Genomic DNA, 661 nt, shown 5'->3' with positions numbered 1-661 from the left:
TCATCGTTAACTCTCCTGTCGTGACAGCAGGAGACTAGGTCGCTCTCGATCTGAAACCCCAGAACTTTTCCACTCCCACGCGACAAGAGCCGAACAGCAAGCGAGCGATCCCAAGGTAGAGTACAAAATCTTGGAGCCGGTTCGGGATCCGGAAACTGGACACGTGATTTCCCCAGTCATCGCGGCCGCGCTGTGCATCAAACCCCGCGGAAAGCTCACCCGGATCAGGCGCGGAAAGTCAACGCCCTCAAGACCAGCTCTCCCGCTTTCGCAACGAAGCGCAACCTCGCCATGCAGTTCAACGGTATCATGCCCGGTCCGCAAGCAGACCCGCTCCCTGCATGGACCTGTGACGCGATCGATACAAACCTGGCGTCCATCGTGCGCTTCGCCCTTGCCTTGAACCGGGACTACGATGCCGTCAAAAACGCTATCAAAATGCCATGGAGCAACGGCTAGGCGGACGGTCAGATCAACCGCCTGAAGACCCGCAGACGCGCCATGTACGGTCGGGCTGGTCCAGAATTATTGCGGGCGAGAATGCTTCCATTCCGCCACACAGATTGAGGCAGAGCTCGATTAGGGGCTCTGCCTCACTTTGTGTGGCGCAACTATCCTGAAACTGGAAAATTCAGGAGGGATAGTTGTGAGTTCGAAGAAG

1 pseudogene is annotated in these 661 nt (G+C 56.9%); it reads left to right on the top strand.

Annotation, left to right across the window (positions count from 1 at the left end):
- Nucleotides 1-133: 133 nt before the first annotated feature.
- Nucleotides 134-567: pseudogene (locus tag Q1B16_RS22305) on the top strand (transposase); the annotation flags it as partial.
- Nucleotides 568-661 lie beyond the last annotated feature (94 nt).

The sequence above is a fragment of the uncultured Marivita sp. genome (assembly GCF_947488135.1).
GTDB lineage: Bacteria > Pseudomonadota > Alphaproteobacteria > Rhodobacterales > Rhodobacteraceae > Marivita.
This window is presented reverse-complemented; position numbering and strand designations above follow the sequence as displayed.